We start from the raw sequence: 23,332 nt of genomic DNA on the forward strand, positions 1-23,332 counted from the left end.
CATGACTGATCTTTTCCCATCCATCGGAAGGTAGAGCGTGTCCTCTTCCATCTCCGCGCCCGAGGGCATCATCAACCCGCCGATCGACGAGCTTCTCGAGGCCACGGACTCGAAGTACAGCCTCGTCATCTACGCGGCCAAGCGGGCCCGCCAGATCAACGCGTACTACTCGCAGCTCGGCGAGGGTCTCCTCGAGTACGTCGGCCCGCTCGTTGACACCCACGTCCACGAGAAGCCGCTGTCGATCGCCCTGCGCGAGATCAACGCGGGTCTGCTGACGTCCGAGGCTGTCGAAGGCCCGGCGCAGTAGCATTTTCAGCTTGCGGTGAGCTTTTCCACAGGCCCGGCAGCGCGACTGCCGGGCCTGTGGTGTGTGATGGAGTCGTGTACGGCGGGAGCCGCGGCGTACGTTTTCCGAGGTGCGGGGAGAAACGGTGGACAAGCCGAAGGTCGTTCTGGGCGTCAGCGGTGGCATCGCCGCGTACAAGGCCTGTGAGCTGCTGCGCAGACTGACCGAGTCCGGGCACGACGTCCGGGTGGTGCCCACCGCCTCCGCCCTGCACTTCGTCGGCGCCGCCACCTGGTCCGCGCTCTCCGGCCACCCGGTCTCCACCGAGGTCTGGGACGACGTCCACGAGGTGCCGCACGTCCGCATCGGCCAGCACGCCGACCTGGTGGTCGTCGCCCCCGCCACCGCGGACATGCTCGCCAAGGCGGCCCACGGCCTCGCCGACGACCTCCTCACCAACACCCTGCTCACCGCCCGCTGCCCGGTCGTCTTCGCGCCCGCGATGCACACCGAGATGTGGGAACACCCGGCCACCCGGGAGAACGTGGCGACGCTGCGCCGCCGGGGCGCCGTGGTCGTCGAACCGGCCGTGGGCCGCCTGACCGGCGTCGACACCGGCAAGGGCCGGCTGCCCGATCCCGCCGAGATCTTCGAGGTCTGCCGGCGCGTCCTGGCCCGGGGCGTCACCGAACCCGACCTCACGGGCCGGCACGTCGTCGTCAGCGCCGGCGGCACCCGCGAACCCCTCGACCCCGTCCGCTTCCTCGGCAACCGCTCCTCCGGCAAGCAGGGCTACGCCCTCGCCCGCACCGCCGCGGCGCGGGGGGCCAGGGTCACGCTGATCGCGGCGAACACCGGCCTGCCCGACCCGGCGGGCGTGGACGTCGTCCCGGTCGGAACGGCCGTACAGTTGCGGGAGGCGGTGCTGAAGGCCGCCGCGGACGCCGACGTGGTCGTCATGGCCGCGGCGGTGGCCGACTTCCGGCCGCAGACGTACGCCGCCGGAAAGATCAAGAAGAAGGACGGCCAGGACCCCGACCCCATCGTGCTCATACGGAATCCGGACATCCTCGCGGAGATCTCCGCCGACCGCGCCCGCCCCGGGCAGGTGGTCGTCGGCTTCGCCGCCGAGACGGACGACGTGCTGGCCAACGGCCGTACGAAGCTGCGGCGCAAGGGCTGCGACCTCCTCGTGGTGAACGAGGTGGGGGAGCGCAAGACCTTCGGCTCCGAGGAGAACGAGGCCCTCGTGCTGGGCGCCGACGGCAGCGAGACGCCGGTCCCGCACGGCCCGAAGGAAGCCCTGGCCGAAACCGTGTGGGACCTGGTGGCCGAACGCCTGGGCTGACCGTCTCTTTACGCCCAAGGATCGCTCGAGCCCCGCAGATTGGGGCGTGGCGCCCCTGGCCAAGCTCGCTCGCCATTGGGCAGAATGCCTGTGCCGCAGGTCACAGCCCTCCCGAGAGACGAGACGGGGAGGCCGGTGGCCGAGTACGACCGATAAACTGTTCTCGGACGACGCCGGGCGCAGCCCCCGACCGTCCGCCAATGATCAGCCAGCAGCCGCTGCAACCCCAGGGAGCGTTGTGTCCCGTCGCCTGTTCACCTCGGAGTCCGTGACCGAGGGTCACCCCGACAAGATCGCTGACCAGATCAGCGACACCATTCTCGACGCGCTCCTGAAGGAGGACCCGACTTCCCGGGTCGCCGTCGAGACGCTGATCACGACCGGCCTGGTGCACGTGGCCGGAGAGGTAACGACCAAGGCGTACGCGCCGATCGCCCAGCTGGTGCGCGACAAGATCCTGGAGATCGGCTACGACTCCTCGAAGAAGGGCTTCGACGGCGCCTCCTGCGGCGTCTCGGTGTCGATCGGCGCGCAGTCCCCGGACATCGCGCAGGGCGTCGACACCGCCTACGAGTCCCGGGTCGAGGGCGACGAGGACGAGCTGGACCGCCAGGGCGCGGGTGACCAGGGCCTGATGTTCGGTTACGCGTGCGACGAGACGCCCACGCTGATGCCGCTGCCGATCTTCCTGGCGCACCGCCTGTCCAAGCGCCTGTCCGAGGTCCGCAAGAACGGCACCATCCCCTACCTGCGCCCCGACGGCAAGACGCAGGTCACCATCGAGTACGACGGCGACAAGGCCGCCCGTCTCGACACGGTCGTCGTCTCCTCGCAGCACGCGTCGGACATCGACCTGGAGTCGCTGCTGGCCCCCGACATCCGCGAGTTCGTGGTGGAGGCGGAGCTCAAGGCCCTCCTCGAGGACGGCATCAAGCTCGACACCGAGAACTACCGTCTCCTGGTCAACCCGACCGGCCGCTTCGAGATCGGCGGCCCGATGGGCGACGCCGGCCTGACCGGTCGCAAGATCATCATCGACACGTACGGCGGCATGGCCCGCCACGGCGGTGGCGCGTTCTCCGGCAAGGACCCGTCCAAGGTGGACCGTTCGGCGGCGTACGCGATGCGCTGGGTCGCCAAGAACGTGGTCGCCGCGGGTCTCGCCACCCGCTGCGAGGTCCAGGTCGCCTACGCGATCGGCAAGGCCGAGCCGGTCGGCCTGTTCGTGGAGACCTTCGGCACCGCCAAGGTCGACACCGACCGGATCGAGAAGGCCATCGACGAGGTCTTCGACCTCCGCCCGGCCGCCATCATCCGCGACCTCGACCTGCTCCGCCCGATCTACGCCCAGACGGCGGCGTACGGCCACTTCGGCCGCGAACTGCCCGAGTTCACGTGGGAGAAGACGGACCGCGTGGACGCGCTGCGGAAGGCCGCGGGGCTGTAGACCGTAGCTCGACCTGCTCCGTTTCGAGGCCCGGCCCCCCGGTGGGGGCCGGGCCTCGTCGCGCGTCGTCGTCGCTCACGTCGGTCCAGGGCGTACGCCGACTGGCGGTCACGGGCCGACACGGCGATGTCTGCGGCGGGCCGGTCCCGTGCAGGACTGCCGATTCGTCGCCTGCCTCCGGGCCAGCCGGCCGGTGTACTCCGCGAAGCGTGCCGGCGAGGCGAGGCGGCCTTGCCCGGTGGAGCCGCACGTTCTCGAGGCCGGCGCACGGAGCGCGCTCGTCGTGGCCCGCGGCGGAGTGCTCGGCGTTGCCGTCCAAGGCCTTGGGCGTCGTCGGTTGTCAGTCGCGTTTGGTAAGAATGCAGGTGTGAGCAGCGAGAACGGGTCGGTGGACGGTGGGGCCGAAGGGGCGCCGCCCGAGCAGCTTGCGCTCATCCGGGACAGTGTGCGGCAGGCGAAGAAGCCCCGGGCCAAGCCGCGGACCTGGCGCGGGGCCGCGCTGGCCAAGGAGTTGCCCGTCGCCCGGGTGCTGGTGGACAAGGGAGTGCTGCATCTCGACCGGTACTTCGACTACGCGGTGCCCGAGGAGCTGGACGCCGACGCGCAGCCCGGGGTGCGGGTGCGGGTGCGGTTCGGGGCCGGGCGGCACCGGGTGCGGGACGGCCGGCGTGAGGGTGGCGGGCTGATCGACGGGTTCCTCGTCGAGCGGCTCGCCGAGTCCGACTACTCCGGGCCGCTTGCCGCGCTGGCCCAGGTCGTGTCGCCGGAACCGGTGCTCGGCGAGGAGTTGCTGGGGCTGGCGCGGGCTGTCGCCGATCGGTACGCCGGGAGTCTTGCCGACGTCCTGCAGCTTGCCGTTCCGCCGCGCAGCGCGAGGGCCGAGCAGCGGCCGTCGCCCGCGCCGCTGCCGCCGCCGAGCGCGCCCGAGGCGGGGTCCTGGGAGCGGTACGAGCACGGGGCGGCGTTCGTGGAGGCGCTGGCCTCGGGGGGCGCCCCGCGGGCCGTGTGGAACGCGCTGCCCGGGCCGCAGTGGAGCGAGGAGCTGGCGCGGGCCGTGGCGGCGACGCTGGCCTCCGGGCGCGGCGCGCTGGTGGTGCTGCCGGACGGGCGGGCGGTCGCGCGGGCCGACGCCGCGTTGACGGCGTTGCTGGGGGAGGGGCGGCACGCCGTGCTCACCGCCGACGCCGGGCCCGAGAAGCGGTATCGGGAGTGGCTGGCCGTGCGACGCGGTTCCGTACGGGCGGTCATCGGCACGCGGGCCGCCATGTTCGCCCCCGTTCAGGATCTCGGGCTGGTCGCCATCTGGGAGGACGGCGACGACAGCCACAGCGAGCAGCACGCGCCCCAGCCCCATGCCCGGGAGGTGCTGCTGCTGCGGGCCGCGCTCGACAAGTGCGCGTTCCTGCTGGGGAGTTGGAGCTGCACCGTCGAGGCGGCGCAGCTCGTGGAGAGCGGATGGGCCCGGCCGCTCGTCGCCGGGCGGGAGCAGGTGCGGGGCGCCGCTCCGCTCGTCCGGACCGTCGGTGACGGCGATCTCGCCCGGGACGAGGCCGCCCGGGCCGCCCGGCTGCCCACCCTCGCCTGGCAGGTCGTCAGGGAGGGGCTGCGGCAGGGGCCGGTGCTCGTCCAGGTGCCCCGGCGGGGGTACGTACCGCGGATGGCGTGCGCCAACTGCCGGGCGCCCGCGCGCTGTCGGCACTGCGCCGGGCCGTTGGAGGCGCAGGAGTCCGGTGCCGCGCTGCGGTGCGGGTGGTGCGGGCGCGACGAGGGTGCCTGGCACTGTCCGGAGTGCGGTGCGTTCCGGCTGCGGGCGCAGGTCGTGGGGGCGCGACGGACCGCGGAGGAGCTGGGGCGGGCGTTTCCGGCCGTGCCGGTGCGGACCTCCGGACGCGAGCAGGTGCTGGACACCGTGGCGTCGGCGCCCGCACTGGTGGTGAGCACACCGGGGGCCGAACCCGTCGCCGAGGGCGGGTACGCGGCCGCGCTGCTGCTGGACGGCTGGGCCATGCTCGGGCGACCCGATCTGCGCGCCGGTGAGGACGCGTTGCGGCGGTGGCTCGGGGCGGCGGCGCTGGTGCGGCCGCAGGGTGCGGGGGGCACGGTCGTGATCGTCGCCGAACCCACGCTGCGGCCCGTGCAGGCCCTCGTGCGATGGGACCCCGTCGGCCATGCGGTGCGGGAGCTCTCGGAGCGGGCCGAGCTGGGATTTCCCCCGGTGTCGCGGATGGCGGCGGTGTCGGCGCCCGCGGAGGCGCTCGCCGAGTTCCTGGGGGCGGTGGAACTGCCCTCGGAGGCCGAGGTGTTGGGGCCCGTGCCGGTGCCCGTCACGACCGCCGGGCGTCCGCGCCGGGCCGGGGCGCCGCCGCCCGGGGAGCACTGGGAGCGGGCGCTGATCCGGGTGCCGCCGGGGACGGGGTCGGCGCTGGCGTCCGCGCTGAAGGCCGCGCAGGCGGCGCGGATGGCGCGTGGGGGCGGGGAGGCGGGGGTCCGGGTGCGGATCGATCCGCCCGACATCGGCTGAGGCGGAGGGGGACGACGGCCGCCGCGGCGGTCCGGACCTGGCCGCCGGGAGTCTGGGCAACGAGGCCGCCAGGGATGCCTCGGTGCCTCGATACGCCGGAACGCGGTGACGGGCTGGGACGCGGTGGCGGGCCGGGACGCGGTGCTGCGCTGGAAAGCGGTGCTGCGCGCAGAGCGTTCACGCGCGCCGGAAACGCGGTCGCGCGCGGTGGAGACCCGTGACATGCGGCTGCCCTCCCGGATGCGCCGGGAGGGCAGGGAAGGGGATCGGTCAGCCGTTGCGGGGGGCGGGGAAGGCGGTCGGCCTGGCCTCGTCGCGAAGGGACGGGCTGCCTGCCGTCGGCTGGGACGGCATCGAGCGTGCGGCGGGGACCGTGGGCACGGTGGTGATGCCGGAGCCCACGTTGACCGTGCGGGAAGGCGCGGCGTCCGTGGTCCGCTCGGGCTCGGTCACCGTCTGGGCCGTGGCGCGGCGCGCGCCGTAACGGCGGTGCACCGCCTGCTTGGTGACTCCGAGGGCGGAACCCACCGCGTCCCACGAGAAGCCGAGCGAGCGGTCGAAGTCCACGGCGGCCGTGACCAGCGTCTCGACACTGTCCCGCAGTTCCTGGGCGAGTCGGACCGTCGGGGCGGGGGCGCGTCCGTAGACGACGAAGCCCGTGGACGGGCCGGAGCGGCGCGGGCGGTAGACGTTGCCCAGCTGGGCGGTGAGCGTGCGCAGTGCGTCCACCTGCCGGCGGACCCGCTCGATGTCCCGCACCAGCAAGTGCAGGCTGGCCCGAGCCTGGGCGTCGTGGGTTGCGTGGTCGGCCATGAACAAGCCTCTCGAACCGGCGATGAAAAGGATCGGGCCGCGCGATGTACGGCCCGCGTTGGTCAACTCTGTCTTGACCAACGCGTCTGTGCTCCGCTGGTCACGCACCGGGGGCGTATGGGCATATGCGTACGCCCCCGGAGGGGGGTCTGCGCCTCGATCCCGGGCGTCGGGTTGGTCCCCCATCGCTGTTCCATACGTGGTCATAGACTTGGGCGTTGCCCGCCCCGCCCCCGCCCGAGAGGCCCGAACCCACCCATGAAGCTCGTCTTCGCCGGTACCCCCGAGGTCGCCGTTCCCGCTCTGGACGCTCTGCTCGCCTCCGGGCGGCACGAGGTGGCCGCCGTCGTCACGCGGCCCGACGCGCCGGCCGGACGTGGGCGGAGGCTGGTCGCCTCTCCCGTCGCCCAGCGGGCCGAGGAAGCCGGGATCGAGGTGCTGAAGCCGGTCAGGCCGCGGGATCCGGAGTTCCTGGAGCGGCTCGGGGAGATCGCCCCGGACTGCTGCCCCGTCGTCGCCTACGGCGCGCTTCTGCCCAGGGTGGCCCTCGACATCCCCGCCCACGGCTGGGTCAACCTGCACTTCTCGCTGCTGCCCGCCTGGCGCGGGGCCGCCCCGGTGCAGCACGCCATCATGGCGGGAGACGAGATCACCGGCGCCTCGACCTTCCTGATCGAGGAGGGGCTCGACTCCGGGCCCGTCTACGGCACGGTCACCGAGGAGATCCGGCCCACCGACACCAGCGGCGACCTGCTGACCCGGCTCGCTTTCGCGGGCTCGGGGCTGCTCGCCGCGACCATGGACGGGATCGCGGACGGCGCGCTGAAGGCCGTACCGCAGCCCGCCGAGGGCATCACCCTCGCCCCGAAGATCACCGTCGAGGACGCCCGGGTGGACTGGGCGACGCCGGCGCTGCGGGTGGACCGGGTGGTGCGCGGGTGCACTCCGGCGCCCGGCGCCTGGACGGTCTTCCGGGGCGAACGGCTCAAGCTCATCCAGGCCCGGCCCGTGCCCCAGCGGACCGACCTGGCCCCCGGCGTGCTCTCCGTCGGCAAGAACGACGTCCACGTCGGCACGGGCTCCTACGCCGTCGAGCTTGTGTGGGTGCAGGCCCAGGGCAAGAAGCCGATGAAGGCCGCCGACTGGGCGCGCGGGGTGCGCATCGGTGACGGCGAGACCCTCGGCGCGTGATACGAGGGGCCACGGACTTACCCTTGGCGGGTATCCCCTCTGAACCCGGAGCACCTTTTTCGTGAGTGACCAGCCCCGTCGGCCCCGCCCCGCCGGCAAGCCCTACCGCCGGCCGCAGAAGGACCCCGTCCGCTTCCTCGCCTTCGAGGCGCTGCGAGCCGTGGACGAGCGGGACGCGTACGCCAACCTCGTCCTGCCGCCGCTGCTGCGGAAGGCGCGGGCGAAGGGCGACTTCGACGGGCGGGACGCGGCGCTGGCGACCGAGCTGGTGTACGGCACGCTGCGCCGGCAGGGAACGTACGACGCCGTCATCAAAGCCTGTATCGACCGGCCGTTGCGCGAGGTCGACCCGCCGGTGCTCGACGTGCTCAGTCTCGGCGTGCACCAGCTGCTCGGGACGCGGATCCCGACGCACGCCGCCGTGTCCTCGTCCGTCGAGCTCGCCCGGGTGGTGCTCGGCGACGGGCGGGCGAAGTTCGTCAACGCCGTGCTGCGCAAGGTCGCGCAGGACGACCTCGACGGGTGGGTCGCGAAGGTCGCGCCGCCCTACGACAAGGACCCCGAGGACCATCTCGGCGTCGTGCACTCGCACCCCCGCTGGGTCGTCTCCGCGCTGTGGGACTCGCTCGGCGGCGGGCGGGCCGGCATCGAGGAACTGCTGGCGGCCGACAACGAGCGGCCCGAGGTGACCCTGGTGGCGCGGCCGGGCCGGTCCACCACCGACGAGCTGCTTCGGGAGGAGGCCGCGGTGGCGGGCCGCTGGTCGCCGTACGCCGTGCGGCTGGCCGAGGGCGGCGAGCCCGGTGCCATCGAGGCCGTACGGGACGGCCGGGCCGGTGTGCAGGACGAGGGCAGCCAGCTCGTCGCCCTGGCCCTCGCCCACGCGCCCCTCGAAGGGCGGGACGAGAAGTGGCTCGACGGATGCGCCGGGCCCGGTGGCAAGGCGGCGCTGCTCGCCGCTCTCGCCGCCGAGCGCGGGGCTTTCCTGCTCGCCTCCGAGGTGCAGCCGCACCGGGCCGGGCTCGTCGCCAGGACCCTCGACGGCAACCCCGGGCCCTACCAGGTCATCGCCGCCGACGGGACCCGGCCGCCGTGGCGGCCCGGCTCCTTCGACCGGGTGCTGATGGACGTGCCGTGCACCGGGCTCGGCGCGCTGCGGCGGCGGCCCGAGGCCCGCTGGCGCAGGCGCCCCGAGGACCTCGAGGGGTTCGCGCCGCTGCAGCGCGACCTGCTGCACTCCGCGCTCGACTCCGTGCGGGTCGGCGGGATCGTCGGCTACGCCACCTGCTCGCCGCATCTCGCGGAGACCCGGGCCGTCGTCGACGACGTGCTCAAGCAACACCCCGAGGCCGAACTCGTCGACGCCCGGCCCCTGTTGCCCGGAGTGCCGGACCTCGGCGAGGGTCCCGACGTACAGCTGTGGCCGCATCGCCACGAAACCGACGCCATGTACCTGGCGCTCATTCGACGGACCGGCTGACTCCGGCCCCCACCGCCCGGGCGTCGGGGGACCCGCCGTCCTCCCGGGCCAGCCGGTGCGGCCACCACACCTTCGGGCCCACGTCCAGGAACAGGGACGTCACCAGCACCGACCGCACGATGAACGTGTCGAGGAGCACGCCCAGGGCCACCGCGAAGCCGAGTTCGGCGAAGGCGACCATCGGCAGGGTGGCCAGGGCGGCGAAGGTGCCCGCGAGGACCAGGCCCGCCGAGGTGATGACGGCCCCGGTCGCGGCCAGGCCGGTCAGCGTGCCCTTGCGGGTGCCCTGATGGGCGGCCTCCTCACGGATGCGGGTGGTCAGGAAGATGTTGTAGTCGATGCCCAGGGCGACCAGGAAGACGAACACGAACAGCGGGAAGTCCGTCGACTCGCCCGCGTAGTCGAAGACGTGGCGGAACGCGAGCGCGCTGATGCCGAGGGCCGCCGTGAACGACAGGATCACCGTCCCGATCAGCAGCAGCGGGGCGATCAGCGCGCGCAGCAGGACGCACAGGATCAGCAGCACGACGACCAGCACCAGCGGGATGATCAGTCTGTTGTCGTGCGTGGTCGCCTCGTCCATGTCCAGCAGCGCTGCCGTACCGCCGCCCACCTGGGCGTCGGCGTCCGGCACCGCGTGCACGGCGTCGCGCACCCGTTCCACGGTCTGTTTCGCGGCCTCGCTGTCGGCCGGATCGGTCATGGTGGCCTCGAACAGCACCTTGCCCTCGAAGGACGGCTTGGTGCCCGGTGGCAGACCGAGCGACTCGGGGACGACGCCCCGGGTGGCGGCGACCGTCTCGCCGACCTGCCGCGCCTGCGCCTGGTTGCTGACGACGACCAGCGGATCACCGCTTCCGGCCGGGAAGTAGCGTGCCGAGACCTCCTGGCCGACGATCGAGTCCGGTTTCCCGGTGAAGGCGTCCGCGTTGCTGATGCCCTCGGCGCGCAGCTGGATCAGGCCGAGCGAGCAGATCGCCAGCACCACCGCGGTGACGCCCCAGACCATGCGGGGGCGCACGGCCATACGGCCGCCCATCCGGGCCCAGAAGCCCCGGTCGGCCGGGTTGGGCGTGCCGAGGTGCGGAATCACCGGCCAGAAGATCCAGCGGCCGAAGATCACCAGCAGCGCCGGGAACAGCGTCATCATCGCCAGCAGGGCGACCGCGACGCCGATCGCCGCCACCGGCCCGAGACCCCTGGTGGAGTTCATCTCGGCGGCCAGCAGCACCAGCATGCTCAGCACGACGGTCGCGCCGGAGGCGAGGACCGCCGGGCCCGCGCGGTGCAGGGCGAGTGCCATCGCCTCGTGGCGGTCCTCGTGGCGGCGCAGTTCCTCGCGGTAGCGGGCGACCAGCAGCAGGGCATAGTCCGTCCCCGCGCCGAACACGAGCACGGTCAGGATGCCCGCGCTCTGGCCGTTGACCGTCAGGCCCCCGTGTTCCGCCAGGAAGTAGATCAGCGCCTGGGCGGTGAGCAGCGCGGCGATCACCGCGACCAGCGGGACCAGGATGAGGGTCGGGCTGCGGTAGGTGAGCAGCAGCATCACGATGACCACGGCCATCGCCGAGATCAGCAGCGTGGAGTCGATGCCCTCGAAGGCCTCGGAGAAGTCGGCGGACGTGCCGCCCGGGCCGGTGATGTGCACGGCGAGCCCGTCGCCGCCCTCACCGACGATCTCGCGGATGGAGTCGACGGCGGGTGCGATCTCCTCCCAGCCCTTCTCGTCCATGGTGATCGGCACCAGGACCTGGGCGGCGCGCGGGTCGGTCTGCCGGTCGTAGACCGGGCCCCGGGTCTCGTCACCGCGGATGCCGTGAGCCGTCAACTGCTTGAGTTCGGCCGTGTCCTCGGTGATCTGCGCCCGTTCCTGGGCGGTCAGGCCGTCCTCGCGGGCGTACACCACGATCGCGGGGATCTGCTCGGGCCTGAAGTCCTCGGAGATCTCCAGGACCTGGGTCGACTCGGCGGAGCCGGGCAGCCAGGAGGCCGCGTCGTTGTCCTGGGCGTCGGTGAGCTTCGAGGCGAACGGTGCCGTCAGGAACAGCACCACCAGCCACAGCACCAGCACCAGCCACTTGGCACGCCGCCCGCACACCAGATGTGCGATGCCCCGCTGCCCCTGTCCGTTCCCCTGGATCCCCGTCATGGCCACCCCCACAGCCGCTCGTGGAGCCGATCGGCCGCCCAGCATGGCACGGGCAGCCCCGGTGCAACATCCGGTGGACGGCTCAGGTCTGGACCGGCGCGAACATTCGTGCCCGGACATGGCAGTCTTGGGGCATGGCCGCGCAGATCAATCCCAGCATCCTGTCCGCCGACTTCGCCCGCCTCGCGGACGAGGCGAAGGCGGTTGAGGGAGCCGACTGGCTCCACGTAGACGTGATGGACAACCATTTCGTCCCGAACCTCACCCTCGGCGTGCCGGTCGTAGAGTCGCTGGCCCGTGCGACGGACACCCCGCTGGACTGCCATCTGATGATCGAGGCCCCCGATCGGTGGGCGCCCCAGTACGTGGAGGCGGGGGCCTCGTCCGTCACCTTCCACGTCGAGGCGGCCGCCGCTCCGGTCCGGCTCGCCCGGGAGATCCGGGCCAAGGGCGCCCGCGCCTCCATGGCGCTGAGGCCCGCGACGCCCATCGAGCCGTACGAGGACCTGCTTCCCGAACTCGACATGTTGCTGATCATGACGGTCGAGCCGGGCTTCGGGGGTCAGGCCTTTCTCGACATCATGCTCCCCAAGATTCGCCGCACCCGCGAGTTGATCAGCAAGCACGGCCTGGAGCTGTGGCTCCAGGTCGACGGCGGAGTCTCGGCCTCCACCATCGAGCGCTGCGCGGACGCGGGAGCCGACGTGTTCGTCGCCGGCTCGGCGGTCTACGGCGCATCCGACCCGGCCGAGGCGGTACGTGCATTGCGCACGCAGGCGGAGGGGGCGACGGCCAAGGCCTCCTGGGCATGCGGCCACTGAACCACGGGAACGTGAACGGCTCTCATCAGGGCTGATCAAGTGCGCCACATCTGCAAGGATGAACGGCGAATCCAGAGTGTGAACAGCAGTGAGGAGATCGCCGTGTCGGGTATGTCGGCGGGCCGGTCAGCCATGCGGATGGGACCCGCTGAGCTGGTGCAGGCGGCGGCCATGGCCCGCCGCTTCTACCTCGAGGGCAAGTCCAAGATCCAGATCGCGGAGGAGTTCGGCGTCAGCCGCTTCAAGGTGGCCCGGGTCCTGGAAACCGCTCTCGAACGGGATCTCGTACGAATCGAGATCCGCGTCCCGGCCGAGCTGGACGCGGAGCGCTCGGACGCGCTCCGCGCCCGCTACGGCCTCAGGCACGCAGTGGTGGTCGAGTCCCCGGCCGAGGCCGAGGAGACGCCCGACCCCGAGAACCTGGGAGAGGTGGCCGCCGACCTGCTCGGCGAGCTCCTGAACGAAGGTGATGTGCTGGGCCTGGCCTGGGGCCGCTCCACCATCCACATGGCGGCGGCACTGGACCGGCTGCCACCGTGCACGGTGGTGCAGTTGACGGGTGTGTACGACGCCGGGACCGCCGAGCGCGGCTCGGTGGAGGCGGTACGGCGTGCCGCGCAGGTGTCGGGCGGCGACGCCCATCCCATCTACGCGCCGATGCTGCTGCCGGACGCCGCCACGGCGATCGCGCTGCGCAACCAGACGGGGATCGCCCGGGCCTTCGAGTACTTCGACAAGGTCACGGTCGCCTGCGTCTCCATCGGCTCGTGGGAGCCGGGCATCTCGACCGTGCACGACATGCTCAGCGACGAGGAGGTGTCGCACTACGCCTCGCTCGGTGTCGCCGCCGAGATGTCCGCGCACCTCTTCGACTCCGACGGCCGCCGGGTCGGGCGGGATCTGGGCGAGCGGTGCATCACCGTCAAGGCCGACCAGCTCCGCCGTATCCCCGAGGTCGTCGCGATCGCGGGCGGGCAGCGCAAGGCGGCCGCGATCGACGCGGTGCTGCGGTCGGGGCTCGTCACCAGCCTGGTGACGGACACGTCGGCCGCGGACTACCTGATGACGGCGGGGCCCCCGCCGAAGCCGGCGCTCAACCGGTCCGACCCCGACGGGATCTGACGAACCGTCCGCAAGGAGGGGTGGTCGTGGCGGTACGCCGCCATGGCCGCCCCCCTTTGTGGTCCACTGCACCGACGATCACCCCCACTCCTCGGGAGGCGCCGAGATGACCGACGATCTGGCGGGCCGGCGCGTGGTCACGCTGGACCTCGACGAGGTCACCGACAAGGCGGGGCTGATGGACCGCTGCGCCCGGGCCCTGGAGCTGCCCGACTGGTTCGGCCGCAACTGGGACGCGCTGGCCGACTCCCTCGGCGATCACACCGTGTGGCCCGAGGGCGCCGTCGAGCGGGGGCTCCTGATCGTCGTACGGAACTGGCAGCCGTACGCGAAGGCGCGGCCGGACGAGTGGGAGACCGCCCGGGAGGTGTTCGCCGAGGCGGCCGACCGGACGCCGGCGCTCTCCGTGGCGCTGGACCTTGGAGGTTCCTCCTAAGGTCCCTCTGACCTGCCTGGATGTTTCGCCCGTGCCTCGCGTGCCGGCCGCCATGGGACAATGAAGTACGTGCTCTTCCCCCTGGCTGACCTGTCCGGGGGCCACCTCTGATCGACTGGGATGTGCAGCACGTGCGTTTCCTCAATGACCTCCAGCCCCCGTACGACCTGACGTACGACGACGTGTTCATGGTCCCGAGCCGCAGCGCGGTCGGCTCGCGGCAGGGCGTGGACCTCAGCTCCCCGGACGGCACGGGCACCACCATCCCGCTGGTCGTCGCCAACATGACCGCCATTGCCGGGCGCCGCATGGCCGAGACGATGGCCCGGCGCGGTGGACTGGTCGTCATCCCGCAGGACATCCCGATCGAGGTCGTCACCGAGGTCGTCTCCTGGGTGAAGAGCCGTCACCACGTCCTGGACACCCCGATCGTGCTGGCCCCGCACCAGACCGCCGCCGACGCGCTGTCCCTGCTGCCCAAGCGCGCGCACAACGCCGGTGTCGTCGTCGACGAGGAGCAGCGGCCCATCGGTGTCGTCACCGACCGGGACCTGACCGGTGTGGACCGCTTCACCCAGCTCGAAGTGGTCATGTCCAAGGACCTGTTGCTGCTCGACGCGGACATCGACCCGCGCGAGGCCTTCAACCGGCTGGACCACGCCAACCGCCGCTACGCCCCCGCCGTCGACAAGGACGGCCGCCTCGCCGGCATCCTCACCCGCAAGGGCGCCCTGCGCGCCACGCTCTACACGCCGGCCGTGGACGCGAACGGCAGGCTGCGCATCGCCGCCGCCGTCGGCATCAACGGCGAGGCACCGGCCAAGGCCAAGCAACTGCTGGACGCGGGCGTCGACACCCTCGTCATCGACACGGCACACGGCCACCAGGAGTCGATGATCAGCACGGTCAGGCTGGTGCGCGGCCTCGACCCGCACGTGCCGATCGTGGCGGGCAACATCGTCGCCGCGCAGGGAGTCAGGGACCTGATCGAAGCCGGCGCGGACATCGTCAAGGTCGGTGTGGGCCCCGGCGCCATGTGCACCACCCGCATGATGACCGGCGTGGGCCGCCCCCAGTTCTCCGCGGTCATGGAGTGCGCCGCCGAGGCGAAGAAGTACGGCAAGCACGTGTGGGCCGACGGCGGAGTCCGTCACCCTCGCGACGTGGCCATGGCGCTCGCGGCCGGCGCGTCCAACGTGATGATCGGATCCTGGTTCGCCGGAACCTACGAGTCCCCGGGCGACCTCCAGCAGGACGCCAACGGACGCCTGTACAAGGAGTCCTTCGGCATGGCCTCCGCGCGTGCGGTGGCCAACCGTACGTCGGAGGAGTCGGCGTACGACCGCGCCCGCAAGGCGCTGTTCGAGGAGGGCATCTCCACCTCCCGCATGTTCCTCGACCCGGACCGCCCCGGCGTCGAGGACCTGATCGACTCGATCATCGCGGGCGTCCGTTCCTCCTGCACGTACGCAGGGGCCGGCTCCCTGGAGGAGTTCGCCGAGAAGGCCGTCGTCGGCATCCAGAGCGCGGCCGGCTACGCGGAGGGCAAGCCGCTGCACGCCAGCTGGGTCTGAGCAACTCCCTTCGGTACGGCCCCCGTTGTCCCCGCTCGCCGGGGAAAAACGGGGGGCCGTCCGGGCAGCCGGCCGCTAGCGTCGGGTGAATGGAGATCACCGTCTGCGCGCCCGCCGACGTGGCGCTGCTCGACCGGTACATGGGCTCGCCCGGCGTCACCTCGTTCCATGCCCGACGCTTCGCGCGGCAGGAGACGGGGGAGTGCACATACCTCGTCGCCTGGCTGGACGGGCGGCCCGTGGGGCACACGGAGATGCGCTGGCTCGGCTGCGCGGCGCCCGACGTCACGGTGGACTGTCCCGAGATCGGCGGGCTGAGTGTGTGGCCGGCGGAACTCCGCTCGCGCGGCATCGGCAGGGCGCTGATCCGCGCCGCCGAGGACCTGGCCCGCGAGCGGCGCCTGACGAGGGTCGGCATCGGCGTCGGAAGGGACAATTCGCGCGCGGCCGCCCTCTACGCCCGGCTCGGCTACCGCCCCCTCGTCGACTACGTCGACCGGTACGCCTACGAGGACCACGAGGGCACGACCCGGGAATGCTCCGAGCAGTGCACCTTCCTCGTCAAAGAGCTGCCGCAAGGGTGCTGATCAGGGCCCTGCGCAACGGTCGGAACTCCCCGCGCAACGAACGCCCGCGCATCCGCCATGAACGCAACGATCTTGCGGAGACGCGCAAGGTTGCCGCATTACGACCGTGATGCCCCGGCTCATAGGGTCATGCGCTGTACGTGGCGTGGCGGGGACCCCGCTCGGTGGGTTCCTGCTCGTGCAGGGGTGCCGTCGGTCCCCGCCGCCCTCAGCGGCAGCGACGAAGGAGTCAGCGCGTGCTCGACCAAGGCGCACCCCCGAACCAGCGCAGTCAGAACGGGCCCCCGTCCCCGGGCCTCGGTGCGCGCCTCATGCGTCGCAAGCCGGTGGAGCGCCTGGTCGCGGAGGGCGGCCAGGGCGAGGGCGGCAGCCTGCGCCGCACCCTCGGGCTGTGGCAGCTGACCATGATCAGCATCGGCGCCACCCTCGGCACCGGCATCTTCGTCGTCCTCGGCGAGGCCGTCCCCAAGGCCGGTCCGGCCGTCACCCTGGCCTTCGTGATCGCCGGCCTCACCGCGCTCTTCTCGGCCCTGTCCTACGCCGAACTGGCCGGCACCATCCCGGTCGCCGGATCCTCGTACTCGTACGCGTACGCCACCATGGGCGAACTCGTCGCCTGGATCTGCGGCTGGTGCCTGGTCCTGGAGTAAGGCGTCTCGGTCGCCCGCCGTCGCGGTCGGCTGGGGCGAGTACCTGAACGAACTGCTCGACGGGACCCTCGGCGTCACCATCCCGGCGACGCTGTCCGCCCCGCCCGGCGACGGCGGCGTCTTCAACCTGCCGGCGCTGATCGTCGTCCTGCTCGCCATGGCGTTCCTGCTCGGCGGCGCCCGCGAGTCCGCCCGCGCCAACACCGTCATGGTCGTCGTGAAGATCGCCGCGCTGGTGCTGTTCTGCGCGATCGGCGTCCAGGGCTTCCGCTCCGGCAACTACGAGAACTTCATGCCGCTCGGCATGGCCGGGGTCAGCGCGGCCGGGGCGACGCTGTTCTTCTCGTACATCGGCTTCGACGCCGCCTCCACCGCCGGCGAGGAGGCGAAGAACGCGCAACGCGACCTGCCCCGCGCGATCATGCTCTCGCTCGTCATCGTGACCGCGCTGTACGTCCTCGTCGCGGCCGTCGCCGTCGGTGCGAAGCCCTGGCAGCGGTTCACCGACTCCGAGGCCGCGCTCGCCCAGATCATGCGCGAGGTCACCGGACAGACCTTCTGGGGCACCCTGCTCGCGTTCTGCGCGGTCATCGCCATCGCGAGCGTCGTCTTGACCGTCCTGTACGGCCAGACCCGCATCCTCTTCGCGATGTCCCGGGACGGGCTGATGCCCAAGGTGTTCGGCCGCGTCCACCCCAAGACCGGGGCGCCCCGCGCCAACACGGTGATCGTGTCCCTGTTCTGCGGTGTGCTGGCCGCGGCCGTACCGCTGGGCCAACTGGCCGACGCCACCAGCATCGGCACCCTGTTCGCCTTCGGGCTGGTCAACATCGCCGTCGTCGTGCTGCGCCGGACCCGTCCCGACATGCCCCGCACCTTCCGGGTGCCGCTGTCGCCGGTCCTGCCCGCCCTGGGCCTCGGCTTCTGCGTCTGGATGATGGGCAGCCTCTCGGCGATCACCTGGGCGGTCTTCGGAGTCTGGATGGCCGTGGGGCTCGTGTTCTACTTCGGGTACGGCCATCGCCGCTCCCGTCTTGCCCCACTTGAAGCGAAGTGAACCACCCGCAGTGCTGAACGATCTCGACGAACGCATCGTGCACGCCCTCGCCGAGGACGCCCGCCGCTCCTACGCGGACATCGGGCAGCTGGTCGGCCTGTCCGCGCCCGCCGTGAAACGGCGGGTGGACCGGCTGCGCGCCACCGGAGCCATCACCGGCTTCACCGTACGGGTGGACCCGGCCGCCCTCGGCTGGGAGACGGAGGGGTTCGTCGAGATCTACTGCCGGCACAACACCTCGCCGGACACCATCCGGCGGGGCCTGGAGCGCTACCAGGAGGTCGTGGCCGCCTCGACCGTCACCGGTGACGCGGACGCGGTCGTGCAGGTCTTCGCCGCGGACATGCGGCACTTCGAGCGGGTCCTGGAGCGGATCGCGGGGGAGCCGTTCGTGGAGCGCACGAAGTCCGTGCTGGTGCTGTCCCCGCTGCTGCGCCGGTTCTCCTCCGGGTCGCCCACCTGATCAGCCCTGTTCCGCCCGGCTGCCGATCGCCGAGAGCAGGCGCCGGGTGAGAACGGCGTGCCCGCCCGTGCGGACGACGAGCAGCCGGTAGAGGCCGCCGCCCGGGCCGGGGAACCTGGCCCGGGTCTCGGCGCGCAGCCGGGTGCGGCCCGGGCCCGCCTCGTCGAGGCGGAAGACCAGGGCGTACGTGGCGAAGTGGTGGCGGCCGATCAGGACCAGCTCCCGGCCCCGGTCCGCGGAGGCCACCCGGAAGCCGGGCACCGTCGAGCCCAGGGCCAGCGGCCGGGGCCCGGACGCCGCATGGTCCGCGCAGCCCACGAGGCGCGCGTAGCCGGGTCCGAGCTCGGAGTGGTCCAGGACGTCGCCGATGCCCCGCCAGACGGCGTCGGCGTCCGCCGCGACCTCGGTGGCGTGCTCGTCGACGCGGGGCAGGGCGGCGATCTCCACGGAGGACTCCTTCAGTCGGCCGTCTTACGGGCGAGCGCGTTGTTCGCTATCGAGTTGTGCACGCTGAAGCTGACCGCGTCCGAGCGGTAGCGGTCGTCGGACCACTCCACCGGGCGCCCTTCGCGGGTCGTCGTCACCCGGGGGACGCGCAGCAGCGGACTCGTCCGCCGGATGCCCAGCAGCTCCGCGTCCCGGGCGCCTGCCGCCACCGCGTCGATGACGTGCTCACCGTAGGCGAAGACCAGGCCGGTGTCGTCGAGGAGGCGTTGGGTGACCGAGGGGCAGTCCGGCTCGATCGGCTCGACGGCGGGGGGCGATCCAGTCGGCGTACACGGTCCGCTCCAGGAGGACCGGCTCGCCGTCCAGGCCGCGCAGCCGCAGGACGTGCAACACCGGGGTCTTTTCGCGCAGTTGAAGGCGGACGGCGTCCTCGGCGGTCGCCGGACGGTACTCCTGCGCGACCACCCGGCCACTCGCCTCGCGGCCCATCGCGCGCGCCCACTGGGCGAAGCTGCGCAGTTCGGCGAAGCTCTGGCTGCGGCGGCCGGCCAGGACTATGCGGCGGGCGCCCTGGCGTGAGCCGATGAGCCCTTCGGCGGTGAGCGCCGCGACGGCCTGGCGGACGGTGCCGCGCGAGACGCCGTAGTGCGCCGTGAGGTCGGTCTCGGCGGGCAGCAGACCGCCGACGGCCTCGACTCCCGGACATACGTCAGCTGCCGCCCCCGGCCCTGGCCGGACGTCGAGGACAACGACTGGCCGTCCGACCACGCGGCGGTGATCACCACATTCTCGCTGGGCAGCCAGGCGGAGCCGGTCTAACATCGGTTCCATGACCTGGCGACATTGATCCCCCAGCAGTGCCTCCCGCAGCCGCGCCCCCCGAGGGCCGCCTCGGACGCCGTACCCCCGGCATCCGATCCGTCCCTGCGGGAAGGCCTCATGACACTCTCACCTGCGCGTGTGCCCGACACCACCGGTGTGCGGCGGCTCACGACCACGCTGTACGGCTACGCGTTCCTCGACGACCTCGTCCTGCTGTACCCGGTGTACGCGCTGCTGTTCGCCGACACCGGTCTGTCCCTGTGGCAGATCTCCTCCCTCTTCGCCCTCTGGTCGCTCACGTCCGTGCTCCTGGAGGTCCCCTCCGGCGTCTGGGCCGACGCCGTGTCCCGACGCACACTGCTGTGGATCGGCCCGCTGCTCACCGCAGTCGGCTTCGCGCTGTGGGTGACCGTCCCGTCGTACGGCGCCTTCGCGCTCGGCTTCGTCCTGTGGGGCGCCGGGGGAGCGCTCGGCTCCGGCGCCCAGGAGGCGCTGGTCTACGACGAACTGGACCGGCTCGGCGCCGCCGGCCGGTACGCGCGCGTCACGGGCCGGGCCCGGGCGGCGCGCCTGCTGGGCACGACGGCGTCGGTGGGTCTGGCCGGACCGGTCCTCGCGCTGGGCGGCTATCCCGCCGTGGGCGCGGCGAGCGTCCTGGCCTGCCTGCTGACCGCGGCGACCGCCACCCGGTTCCCCGAGCACCGGGTGCCGTCGGCGGCCGGAGACGGCGGCTGGGCGACGACCCTGCGCGCCGGACTCGCCGAGGCCCGCGGGGACCGGTCCGTGCGGGGCGCCCTCCTGCTGGTGCCGGCCGTCGCCGCGGTGTGGGGCGCACTCGACGAGTACACACCGCTGCTGATCCGCGACCTCGGAGTGGCGGACGAGACGGTGCCCTACCTGGTCCTGTTGATCTGGGCGGGCGTCACCGCCGCGAGCCTGCTCGCCGGAGCGGCCGAACGCCTCGGCACGACCGGACTCGCCGTGCTGCTCGCGGGCGGCGCGCTCGCCCTGGCCGCGGGCGCCGTGGCCGGGACGCCGGCCGGCATCGCCCTGGTGGCCCTCGCCTTCGGCGGCTTCCAGCTGGCCGAGGTGCTCGCGGACGTCCGCCTCCAGCACCGGATCGACAGCACCGGCCGGGCCACCCTGACCTCGGTCGCGAGCCTGGGCACCGAACTGGTCACGGTCGCAGTGTTCGGCGTGTACGCGACGCTCGGCACGCGGGCTTCGCACAGCACCGTGTTCGCGATGCTCGCCGTGCCGTACCTGGTGACGGCGGTCGTGCTGGCGGCCAGGGCGCGGCGGGCCGTGACCTAGCCCGCCCGGTGCCCGGCGGGGTGAGCGCAACGAATCGCCGCCGGACGGCCTGCGCACGCAACGATCAGCGCATCGACGCGCAACGGCTCCTTCTTGTCCGCCCGAGCCCGCCGACCGTACCGTCTACAAGGCCCCCCCAAACCCTTCGCCCCCGGTGAGGAACACGCATGCGCACCGCCCTGCTCCAGAGCTCCGGCCGCCCCGGCTCGAGCGCCTGGAACCTCAAGGTCCTCGACGAGGCCGCGGGCCGGGCCGCCGCCGCGGGCGCCGGGCTCCTGGCCGCGCCGGAGCTGTTCCTCACCGGGTACGCGATCGGCGACGACATCGGCCGCCTCGCCGAGCCCGCCGACGGCGAGGCCGCGGACGCGATCGCCGAGATCGCCGGTCGGCACGGCCTGGCGATCGCCTACGGCTATCCCGAGCGGGCCGCGGACGTGGTGTACAACTCCGCCCAGCTGATCTCCGCCGACGGCACCCGCCTCGCCAACTACCGCAAGACCCACCTCTTCGGCTGCTTCGAGCGCGACCACTTCACGCCGGGCGACGAGACCGTCGTACAGGCCGAGCTCCACGGCCTGCGGGTCGGGCTGATGATCTGCTACGACGTCGAGTTCCCGGAGAACGTCCGCGCCCACGCCCTCGCCGGTACCGACCTCCTCCTGGTACCGACCGCGCAGATGCACCCGTTCCAGTTCGTCGCCGAGTCGGTCGTGCCGGTGCGGGCCTTCGAGAACCAGATGTACGTGGCGTACGTCAACCGGGTCGGCCGGGAAGGGGAGTTCGACTTCGTCGGACTCTCCGCCCTCGCCGGGCCCGACGGTGTAGCCCGCACCCGCGCCGGACGCGGTGAGGAACTTCTCCTCGCCGATGTCGACCCCGCGTTCCTCGCCGCGTCCCGCGAGGCGAACCCGTATCTGCAGGACCGCCGCCCCGGCCTCTACGGGTCCCTGGTCTGAAAACCCCCTCAGCTTCCCCCCGATTCTTTTCGTGCAAGGAGTCCGTACCCCATGACGTCCACCGTGCCCAACGCCGTCGAGCACGCAGACGAGCAGCAGCCGCCGATCACCATGTTCGGCCCGGACTTCCCCTACGCGTACGACGACTTCCTCGCCCACCCGGCCGGGCTCGGCCAGATACCCGCGACCGAGCACGGCACCGAGGTCGCGGTCATCGGCGGCGGCCTGTCCGGGATCGTGGCGGCGTACGAGCTGATGAAGATGGGCCTGAGGCCCGTCGTCTACGAGGCCGACCGGATCGGCGGCCGGCTGCGGACCGTCGGCTTCGACGGCTGCGACCCCTCCCTCACCGCCGAGATGGGCGCGATGCGCTTCCCGCCCTCCTCCACGGCGCTGCAGCACTACATCGACCTGGTGGGCCTCAAGACCCGGCCCTTCCCCAACCCCCTCGCGGAGACCACGCCTTCGACCGTCGTCGACCTCAAGGGCGAGTCCCACTACGCCGAGAGGGCCGACGACCTGCCGCAGGTCTACCGGGACGTCGCCGCCGCCTGGAACAAGTGCCTCGAAGAGGGTGCCGACTTCTCCGACATGAACCACGCCATGCGCGAACGGGACGTGCCGCGCATCCGCGAGATCTGGGCCAAGCTCGTCGAGAAGCTCGACAACCAGACCTTCTACGGCTTCCTCTGCGACTCCGAGGCCTTCAGGTCCTTCCGGCACCGCGAGATCTTCGGCCAGGTCGGCTTCGGGACGGGAGGCTGGGACACGGACTTCCCCAACTCCATCCTCGAAATCCTCCGCGTCGTCTACAGCGAGGCCGACGACCACCACCGCGGCATCGTCGGCGGCTCCCAGCAGCTGCCGCTGCGCCTGTGGGAGCGCGAGCCGGAAAAGATCGTCCACTGGCCGTACGGCACGTCGCTCGCGAGCCTCCACAAGGGCGGCGAGCCCCGCCCGGCCGTGACCCGGCTGCACCGCACCGCGGGCAACCGGATCACCGTGACCGACGCGGGCGGCGACATCCGCACCTTCCAGGCGGCGATCTTCACCGCCCAGTCCTGGATGCTGCTGTCGAAGATCGCCTGCGACGACTCGCTCTTCCCGATCGACCACTGGACGGCGATCGAGCGGACCCACTACATGGAGTCGAGCAAGCTGTTCGTCCCGGTCGACCGGCCCTTCTGGCTGGACAAGGACGAGGAGACGGGCCGGGACGTCATGTCGATGACGCTCACCGACCGGATGACGCGCGGCACCTATCTGCTCGACGACGGTCCGGACAAGCCGGCCGTGATCTGTCTGTCGTACACCTGGTGCGACGACAGCCTGAAGTGGCTGCCGCTGTCCGCGGGCGAGCGGATGGAGGTCATGCTGAAGTCGCTCGGCGAGATCTACCCGAAGGTCGACATCAGGAAGCACGTCATCGGCAGCCCGGTGACGGTCTCCTGGGAGAACGAGCCCTACTTCATGGGCGCGTTCAAGGCCAACCTGCCCGGCCACTACCGTTACCAGCGGCGCCTGTTCACCCACTTCATGCAGGACCGGCTGCCCGAGGACAAGCGGGGCGTCTTCCTCGCCGGAGACGACATCTCCTGGACGGCCGGCTGGGCCGAGGGCGCCGTCCAGACCGCGCTGAACGCGGTGTGGGGCGTCATGCACCACTTCGGCGGGGCGACCGACGCGACGAACCCCGGACCGGGGGACGTGTACGACGAGATCGCGCCCGTGGAACTCCCGGAGGACTAGGTGTTCTGTCTCGGGAGGTTGTGGACAGGTGAGTCAGATCTCGGCTGGGGGATCTTGAACGGGTGAGGGCCTTTCGGGTTCGGTGTGGATTGCGAC

The 23,332-nt window shown here is 72.2% G+C and carries 18 protein-coding genes and 3 pseudogenes; 17 read left to right on the forward strand and 4 right to left on the reverse strand.

What is annotated here, in order from left to right; genetic code table 11:
- Positions 1 to 37 precede the first annotated feature (37 nt).
- The 4 genes from rpoZ to ACZ5XS_RS33680 all read left to right on the forward strand — a co-directional run bounded on the left by rpoZ (position 38) and on the right by ACZ5XS_RS33680 (position 5,605).
- Positions 38 to 310 carry a DNA-directed RNA polymerase subunit omega gene (gene rpoZ / locus ACZ5XS_RS33665; protein WP_003988945.1) on the forward strand — a complete coding sequence of 91 codons (273 nt, stop codon included), beginning with the start codon at positions 38 to 40 and terminating at the stop codon, positions 308 to 310.
- 124 nt (positions 311 to 434) lie between these two features.
- Positions 435 to 1,637: a bifunctional phosphopantothenoylcysteine decarboxylase/phosphopantothenate--cysteine ligase CoaBC gene (coaBC, locus tag ACZ5XS_RS33670; protein ID WP_468657773.1), complete on the forward strand. Its 1,203-nt coding sequence runs from the start codon at positions 435 to 437 to the stop codon at positions 1,635 to 1,637.
- Positions 1,638 to 1,875: 238 nt separating this feature from the next.
- Positions 1,876 to 3,084, forward strand: coding sequence for a methionine adenosyltransferase (metK, locus tag ACZ5XS_RS33675; protein WP_217239597.1), 1,209 nt, complete (start codon positions 1,876 to 1,878; stop codon positions 3,082 to 3,084).
- A gap of 367 nt (positions 3,085 to 3,451) precedes the next feature.
- Positions 3,452 to 5,605 (forward strand): primosomal protein N', encoded by a 2,154-nt coding sequence (locus ACZ5XS_RS33680; RefSeq protein WP_468657775.1) that lies wholly within the window; start codon positions 3,452 to 3,454, stop codon positions 5,603 to 5,605.
- 270 nt (positions 5,606 to 5,875) lie between these two features.
- Here the strand turns inward: ACZ5XS_RS33680 and ACZ5XS_RS33685 are convergent, their stop codons facing one another.
- On the reverse strand, positions 5,876 to 6,418 hold the full coding sequence (locus ACZ5XS_RS33685) for a hypothetical protein (protein ID WP_217239595.1): 543 nt from the start codon (positions 6,416 to 6,418) through the stop codon (positions 5,876 to 5,878).
- A 258-nt stretch (positions 6,419 to 6,676) separates the two neighbouring features.
- On the opposite strand from ACZ5XS_RS33685, the gene fmt reads away from it, so the two are divergent.
- Together fmt and ACZ5XS_RS33695 are read left to right on the forward strand one after the other, a co-directional pair.
- A complete protein-coding gene (gene fmt / locus ACZ5XS_RS33690; protein ID WP_468657777.1) occupies positions 6,677 to 7,609 on the forward strand; it encodes a methionyl-tRNA formyltransferase in 933 nt (310 codons plus the stop codon).
- A 61-nt stretch (positions 7,610 to 7,670) separates the two neighbouring features.
- Complete coding sequence (locus tag ACZ5XS_RS33695) at positions 7,671 to 9,089, forward strand: RsmB/NOP family class I SAM-dependent RNA methyltransferase (RefSeq protein ID WP_468657779.1); 1,419 nt, start codon at positions 7,671 to 7,673, stop codon at positions 9,087 to 9,089.
- Here ACZ5XS_RS33695 and ACZ5XS_RS33700 read toward each other — a convergent pair.
- A complete protein-coding gene (locus ACZ5XS_RS33700) occupies positions 9,070 to 11,238 on the reverse strand; it encodes an MMPL family transporter (protein WP_468657781.1) in 2,169 nt (722 codons plus the stop codon). The genes ACZ5XS_RS33695 and ACZ5XS_RS33700 overlap by 20 nt on opposite strands.
- Positions 11,239 to 11,372: 134 nt before the next feature.
- On the opposite strand from ACZ5XS_RS33700, the gene rpe reads away from it, so the two are divergent.
- The 7 genes and pseudogenes from rpe (at position 11,373) to ACZ5XS_RS33735 (ending at position 17,948) form a co-directional block, all read left to right on the forward strand.
- A complete protein-coding gene (gene rpe, locus ACZ5XS_RS33705; RefSeq protein WP_217239591.1) occupies positions 11,373 to 12,059 on the forward strand; it encodes a ribulose-phosphate 3-epimerase in 687 nt (228 codons plus the stop codon).
- A 78-nt stretch (positions 12,060 to 12,137) separates the two neighbouring features.
- Positions 12,138 to 13,181: a sugar-binding transcriptional regulator gene (locus ACZ5XS_RS33710; protein ID WP_468657783.1), complete on the forward strand. Its 1,044-nt coding sequence runs from the start codon at positions 12,138 to 12,140 to the stop codon at positions 13,179 to 13,181.
- A 106-nt stretch (positions 13,182 to 13,287) separates the two neighbouring features.
- A complete protein-coding gene (locus ACZ5XS_RS33715) occupies positions 13,288 to 13,617 on the forward strand; it encodes a barstar family protein (RefSeq protein ID WP_468657785.1) in 330 nt (109 codons plus the stop codon).
- Positions 13,618 to 13,748: 131 nt separating this feature from the next.
- On the forward strand, positions 13,749 to 15,191 hold the full coding sequence (locus ACZ5XS_RS33720) for a GuaB1 family IMP dehydrogenase-related protein (protein WP_468657787.1): 1,443 nt from the start codon (positions 13,749 to 13,751) through the stop codon (positions 15,189 to 15,191).
- Positions 15,192 to 15,280: 89 nt separating this feature from the next.
- Positions 15,281 to 15,778, forward strand: a complete 498-nt coding sequence (locus ACZ5XS_RS33725; protein WP_468657789.1) for a GNAT family N-acetyltransferase — start codon at positions 15,281 to 15,283, stop codon at positions 15,776 to 15,778.
- A gap of 236 nt (positions 15,779 to 16,014) precedes the next feature.
- A pseudogene (locus ACZ5XS_RS33730) lies at positions 16,015 to 17,485 on the forward strand (amino acid permease).
- A gap of 10 nt (positions 17,486 to 17,495) precedes the next feature.
- Positions 17,496 to 17,948: an Lrp/AsnC family transcriptional regulator gene (locus tag ACZ5XS_RS33735; RefSeq protein ID WP_217239586.1), complete on the forward strand. Its 453-nt coding sequence runs from the start codon at positions 17,496 to 17,498 to the stop codon at positions 17,946 to 17,948.
- Here the strand turns inward: ACZ5XS_RS33735 and ACZ5XS_RS33740 are convergent, their stop codons facing one another.
- Together ACZ5XS_RS33740 and ACZ5XS_RS33745 are read right to left on the reverse strand one after the other, a co-directional pair.
- On the reverse strand, positions 17,949 to 18,395 hold the full coding sequence (locus tag ACZ5XS_RS33740) for an SRPBCC family protein (protein ID WP_468657792.1): 447 nt from the start codon (positions 18,393 to 18,395) through the stop codon (positions 17,949 to 17,951).
- Between the two features lie 11 nt (positions 18,396 to 18,406).
- Positions 18,407 to 19,082 (reverse strand): annotated as a pseudogene (locus ACZ5XS_RS33745) (GntR family transcriptional regulator); the annotation flags it as partial.
- A 3-nt stretch (positions 19,083 to 19,085) separates the two neighbouring features.
- Here ACZ5XS_RS33745 and ACZ5XS_RS33750 point away from each other — a divergent pair.
- From ACZ5XS_RS33750 to ACZ5XS_RS33765, 4 genes and pseudogenes are all read left to right on the forward strand, one after another.
- A pseudogene (locus ACZ5XS_RS33750) lies at positions 19,086 to 19,214 on the forward strand (HAD-IA family hydrolase); the annotation flags it as partial.
- A gap of 120 nt (positions 19,215 to 19,334) precedes the next feature.
- Complete coding sequence (locus ACZ5XS_RS33755) at positions 19,335 to 20,531, forward strand: MFS transporter (protein ID WP_468657794.1); 1,197 nt, start codon at positions 19,335 to 19,337, stop codon at positions 20,529 to 20,531.
- A 167-nt stretch (positions 20,532 to 20,698) separates the two neighbouring features.
- Positions 20,699 to 21,487 carry a carbon-nitrogen hydrolase family protein gene (locus tag ACZ5XS_RS33760; RefSeq protein ID WP_468657796.1) on the forward strand — a complete coding sequence of 263 codons (789 nt, stop codon included), beginning with the start codon at positions 20,699 to 20,701 and terminating at the stop codon, positions 21,485 to 21,487.
- A gap of 51 nt (positions 21,488 to 21,538) precedes the next feature.
- Complete coding sequence (locus tag ACZ5XS_RS33765; protein ID WP_468657798.1) at positions 21,539 to 23,236, forward strand: flavin monoamine oxidase family protein; 1,698 nt, start codon at positions 21,539 to 21,541, stop codon at positions 23,234 to 23,236.
- Positions 23,237 to 23,332 lie beyond the last annotated feature (96 nt).

The organism is Streptomyces sp. NPDC033131 (genome assembly GCF_055578365.1).

What these genes read in the sequence shown, in the direction of transcription:
- ACZ5XS_RS33685 (WP_217239595.1), bottom strand. Translation starts at nt 6,418, where the DNA reads ATGGCCGACCACGCAACCCACGACGCCCAGGCTCGGGCCAGCCTGCAC.
- fmt (WP_468657777.1), top strand. Translation starts at nt 6,677, where the DNA reads ATGAAGCTCGTCTTCGCCGGTACCCCCGAGGTCGCCGTTCCCGCTCTG.
- ACZ5XS_RS33700 (WP_468657781.1), bottom strand. Translation starts at nt 11,238, where the DNA reads ATGACGGGGATCCAGGGGAACGGACAGGGGCAGCGGGGCATCGCACAT.
- rpe (WP_217239591.1), top strand. Translation starts at nt 11,373, where the DNA reads ATGGCCGCGCAGATCAATCCCAGCATCCTGTCCGCCGACTTCGCCCGC.
- ACZ5XS_RS33715 (WP_468657785.1), top strand. Translation starts at nt 13,288, where the DNA reads ATGACCGACGATCTGGCGGGCCGGCGCGTGGTCACGCTGGACCTCGAC.
- ACZ5XS_RS33725 (WP_468657789.1), top strand. Translation starts at nt 15,281, where the DNA reads ATGGAGATCACCGTCTGCGCGCCCGCCGACGTGGCGCTGCTCGACCGG.
- ACZ5XS_RS33755 (WP_468657794.1), top strand. Translation starts at nt 19,335, where the DNA reads ATGACACTCTCACCTGCGCGTGTGCCCGACACCACCGGTGTGCGGCGG.
- ACZ5XS_RS33760 (WP_468657796.1), top strand. Translation starts at nt 20,699, where the DNA reads ATGCGCACCGCCCTGCTCCAGAGCTCCGGCCGCCCCGGCTCGAGCGCC.
- ACZ5XS_RS33765 (WP_468657798.1), top strand. Translation starts at nt 21,539, where the DNA reads ATGACGTCCACCGTGCCCAACGCCGTCGAGCACGCAGACGAGCAGCAG.